Source organism: Pseudomonas sp. No.21 (genome assembly GCF_054558415.1).
The window spans coordinates 1-4,645 of the sequence record NZ_BAAJNO010000033.1 but is presented as its reverse complement, the minus strand read 5'-3'; the positions used below and the strand labels follow the sequence as shown (position 1 = coordinate 4,645).

General features: G+C 66.1%; 4 protein-coding genes. All 4 read left to right on the top strand.

The window, feature by feature from the left end:
- Window positions 1-441: 441 nt before the first annotated feature.
- The 4 genes from creD to ACYJSS_RS30575 all read left to right on the top strand — a co-directional run bounded on the left by creD (window position 442) and on the right by ACYJSS_RS30575 (window position 4,594).
- A complete protein-coding gene (gene creD / locus ACYJSS_RS30590) occupies window positions 442-1,794 on the top strand; it encodes a cell envelope integrity protein CreD (protein ID WP_236206595.1) in 1,353 nt (450 codons plus the stop codon).
- Window positions 1,795-1,849: 55 nt separating this feature from the next.
- The gene (locus tag ACYJSS_RS30585; protein WP_236206594.1) at window positions 1,850-2,176 is read left to right on the top strand and encodes a hypothetical protein; all 327 of its coding nucleotides are present in this window, start codon (window positions 1,850-1,852) and stop codon (window positions 2,174-2,176) included.
- On the top strand, window positions 2,166-2,333 hold the full coding sequence (locus ACYJSS_RS30580) for a hypothetical protein (protein WP_158480923.1): 168 nt from the start codon (window positions 2,166-2,168) through the stop codon (window positions 2,331-2,333). The genes ACYJSS_RS30585 and ACYJSS_RS30580 overlap by 11 nt, the downstream gene beginning before the upstream one ends.
- A 185-nt stretch (window positions 2,334-2,518) precedes the next feature.
- A complete protein-coding gene (locus ACYJSS_RS30575; RefSeq protein WP_236206601.1) occupies window positions 2,519-4,594 on the top strand; it encodes a TonB-dependent receptor in 2,076 nt (691 codons plus the stop codon).
- Window positions 4,595-4,645: the final 51 nt, after the last annotated feature.

The window sequence follows — 4,645 nt, the reverse complement described above, 5'->3', positions numbered from 1 at the left end:
GTTTTTGGTTCCTTTTTTGGCGATTGAAAAAAGGGACTCGCCTGGGGGGCGAAACCAGAAACATCACCAGAGCTCGGCAATAAGCTGGACTCAAATCCTCTAGCAACACTTAACGCAGACAGAGCCAATTCATTCGCGAATGTGGCCTGTGGGGTGGATGACGCTTCACCCATCCACCGGGCGGTGTTCCGTCTCGCGCATTACGCATTATCGGGTACCTCGTAGGGTGGGCCGGGCGGCGTTCTGCGAGTGAAGCGAAACCCATGGGGCAACGCCCGACTCCGCTGATGGGTTTCGCTTCGCTCTACCCATCCTACGATCCCCGCATGAGCGATCCCCCCTCTCCACCCAATCCCCACACAAACTCCACACTTCCCCCATAACGCCGCCTTGGGCGGGCTCCAGACTTTCCCCATCGAGAACACATGAGGAGAGTCCGAGATGACCCGTACCCTGGGTTTCAAGCTGGGCGCCATCGCCCTGCTGATCCTGTTGCTGATGATTCCGCTGCTGATGATCGACGGCCTGATCGACGAGCGTCAGCAGGCGCGCAATGGCGTGCTGGAGAACATCGCCCAGAGCTCCAGCTACAGCCAGCAGGTGACGGGGCCGATCCTGGTGGTGCCCTACCGCCGCGTGATCCGTGAGTGGAAGACCAACGAGAAGACCGGCCAGCGCTACCTCGACGAGAAAGAGGAACGCAGCCGCCTGTTCTTCCTGCCGGAGCGCCTGCGCCTGGCCGGCGAGGTGGACACTGAGCTGCGTGCCCGGGGCATCTACCAGGCGCGGTTGTACAAGAGCGATAGCCGCATGAGCGGGCAGTTCCTGCTGCCGGCCAACTACGGCATCGGGGAAGGGCTGGCCGACTACCGCTTCGAGGCGCCGTTCCTGGCGGTGGGCATCAGCGACATCCGCGGCATCAGCAATGCGCTGAAGCTGGAACTCAACGGCCGAAGCTTCGACTTCCAGCCCGGCAGCGGCGACCCGGTACTGGCCGGCGGCGTGCATGTGCCGTTGCCCAGCCTGCAGGCGGGCGAGGTGCAGAACCTCGACTTCGGCTTCGACCTCAAGCTGCAGGGCACCGAGTCGCTGAGCATCACCCCGGTGGGGCGCGACAGCCAGGTGGAGCTGAAGTCCGGCTGGCCGCACCCGAGCTTCGTCGGCGAGTTCCTGCCCGCCGAGCGCGAGGTGCGTGACGACGGCTTCAGCGCCCGCTGGCAGACCAGCTTCTTCGCCACCGACATGGAAGCGGCCCTGGCCAACTGTGCCTACGCCGAGCGTTGCGAGGCCTTCAACAGCAAGGTGTTCGGTGTCAGCTTCGTCGACCCGGTGGACCAGTACCTGAAGACCGATCGCGCCATCAAGTACGCCCTGCTGTTCATCTGCCTGACCTTCGCCGGCTTCTTCCTCATGGAAGTGCTCAAGCGCCTGGCGGTGCACCCGGTGCAGTACGCCCTGGTGGGCCTGGCCCTGGCGTTCTTCTACCTGCTGCTGCTGTCGCTGTCCGAGCACCTGGAGTTCGCCCTGGCCTACGGCCTCTCCGCGGCGGCCTGCGTGCTGCTGGTGGGCTTCTACGTCAGCCACGTGCTGCACAGCTGGGCCCGTGGCGCGGGCTTCACCGCCGGGCTGGCGGCGCTCTACGGGATGCTCTACGGCCTGCTCAGCGCCGAGGACTACGCGCTGCTGATGGGCTCGCTGCTGGTGTTCGGCCTGCTGGCCTGCGTGATGGTGCTCACCCGCAAGCTCGACTGGTACGGCGTTGGTGCCGTCAAACCCGCCCAGGTCCAGGGCTGATAACCCCGGGCGCGGCCACCGCCGCGCCCTTCAGGAGGAAGAAACGATGCGTGCAATGGTGCAATTCACAGCCTGCTTCGCCCTTGGCCTGGTGGTCTCGGTACTGATACTCGGCGGCCTGATGTTCGCCGGCAATTTCGGCTTCATCGACCTCTGGCTGATCACCGGCAAGCCGGTGGCCAACCTGGCGCTGATGGTGCTGCCCGAGTCCTTCTGGCATGCGCTGACCGGCGTCATCGACCCGCGCAACAACCCCTCGGTGAACTCCTTCCTGCAGCTGTGCGTGGCGCTCTCCCAGGGCGCCCTGTTGCTGGCGGCCGGGTTCTTCCGCCTGTGGTACCGGCGCCGTGACGAAGAGGAGGACACCCGCGATGCGCGGTGAACTCCATGAAGAGCGTGCCGCCAGCCGACGCCTGGCGGCCCGGATCGCCGAACTGTTTCCCGGCTACCGCGCGGAAAGGCAGGGCGTGGTGATCGGTTTCGAGCCCTGGCCGGGCCGCCAGGAGCCCTCCGGGCAAGCGCGGCGCCAGGCCCGATGAAGGACGCATGCCAAGGACGGCGCGGCCTGGAGCGGTGCGAGGGAAGAGGACGAGGGAATGTCAGCATCGTGTAAATATTTCGATGCAAATGACTATAAAGATCAAATGAAAATAAATATCATCCGCAACCGATTCTTTTACCCTCTACCAGGATGCGGACCTGCCCCATGTCGACCCCTGCCAAACTGCCTGCCCTTTCACCCCTGGCCCTGAGCCTGGCCTCTGTGCTGCTGTCGCCGCTGGCCATGGCCGCCACCGAGCTGCCCGCCATCGAAGTCGACGGCAAGCGCAGCCAGGACTCGAGGGTGAAAGAGGTCTCCACCGCCACGCGCACCGCCACTCCGGTGCGCTACGTGCCCCAGGCGATCGACACGGTGCGCACCGAGGATGTGCTCAGCTACGGCACCCGTAATATCGCCCAGGCCCTCGCCGGCCTGCCCAACGTCAGCGACGCCAGCGACACCCGCTTCGACGGCCTGCGCATCCGCGGCTTCGACGCCAGCAACGACTTCTACCTGGACGGCATCCGCGACGACAGCCAGTACACCCGCGACCTGCACAACATCGAGCGCATCGAGGTGCTCAAGGGCCCGGCGGCGGTGCTCTACGGCCGTGGCAGTCAGGGTGGCCTGGTCAACCGCATCAGCAAGCAGCCCCAGGCCGGTCTGGACTCGACCCTGGAAGCGCAGCTGGGCAGCCAGGACTTTCGCAGCCTCTATGCCGACCTCAGCACCGACCCCAGCGAGAACCTCTCCCTGCGCCTGAACATGGGCGAGCAGGACGCCAACAGCTTCCGCAAGGGCATCGACTCCAGCCGCCAGCTGTTCGCGCCGTCCATGAGCTGGCAACTCAGCCCCGACCTCAACTGGCTGGTGCAATACGAGTACAGCCGCCACCGCCGCACCCCGGATCGCGGCATCCCCGGCCTCAACGGCCACCCGGCGGACGTCAGCCGCGACACCGTCTACAGCGACCTGCAGCGCGACTACATCGACGACAAGGCGCAGTCCCTGCGCTCGCGCCTGACCTACGACATCAACGCCGACTGGCAACTGCGCCAGACCCTGGGCGTGTTCAAGCTCGACAGCGATTTCGACAACACCTACGTCACCAGCGTCAACGCCGCCGCCCGCACCGTGGGCCGTGCCCGCTGGCAGCAGGACCTGACCACCCGCAACATCTTCAACAACGTCGAGCTGGAAGGCGTGTTCCACACCGCCGGCCTGGAGCACCGTCTGCTCACCGGCCTGGAGCTGGGCAACCAGCACCGCGACCCGAAGCTCTACACCAACGCCACCGGCGCCGCGAACGCCGCGCCCTCGCTGGACATCTTCAACCCCGACACCACTCGCCAGCAGACCGGGCGCATGGTCGCCAGCAGCGATGCCCAGCACCGCATCGACAGCCGCGCCCTGTACATCCAGGACCAGGTGACCCTGGACGAGCAGTGGCAGGTGCTGTTCGGCCTGCGCTACGACCACTTCGACGTGGACAGCCAGAACCGCCTCACCCGCCGCAGCGAGCAGCAGGTGGACGACAGCTTCAGCCCCCGCGTCGGCGTGGTCTGGACGCCGCTGCGCGACCACTCCTTCTACGCCTCCTACAGCAAGACCTACTCGCCGGTGGGCGGTGGCCTGATCGGCGTCACCGCCGGCGCCACCAGCAACACCAACGACACCGGCCCGGAGCACACCCGCCAGTACGAAGTGGGCGTGAAGAGCGACTGGCTGGAGGACAACCTCAGCACCACCCTGGCCGTCTACGAGATCGAGCTGTACAACCGCCGTACCTCCGACCCGCTGAACCCGGGCAACTTCCTGCTCTCCGGCCTGCAGCGCTCCCGTGGCATCGAGCTGACCGCCAGCGGCCGCCTCTACAGCCACTGGTACCTGCGCGGCGGCATCGGCCTGCAGGACGCGGAGATCGTCAAGGACAACAACGGCCTGGAAGGCAAGCGCATCGGTGATGTGGCCGAGCGCAACGGCAGCCTGTTCCTCAGCTGGAAGCCGGAGCAGGGCCTGTATGGCGAGACCGGCCTGACCCTGGTCGGCGACCGCTACGCCGACAATGCCAACACCGTGGCGCTGCCGGGCTACGGCCGCTGGGACGCCCTGCTCGGCTATCGCCTGGAGCAGTGGGACCTGAAGGCCGCGCTGACCAACATCGCCGACAAGACCTACTACGCCACCGCCACCAGCGCCGTGCAGATCATGCCCGGCGACCCGCGCACCCTGATGACCAGCGCGAGCTATCGGTTCTGATCGCAGGATCGAGGCCGTGCCCGGCCCGTCGGGTGGGTAGCCCGTAGGATG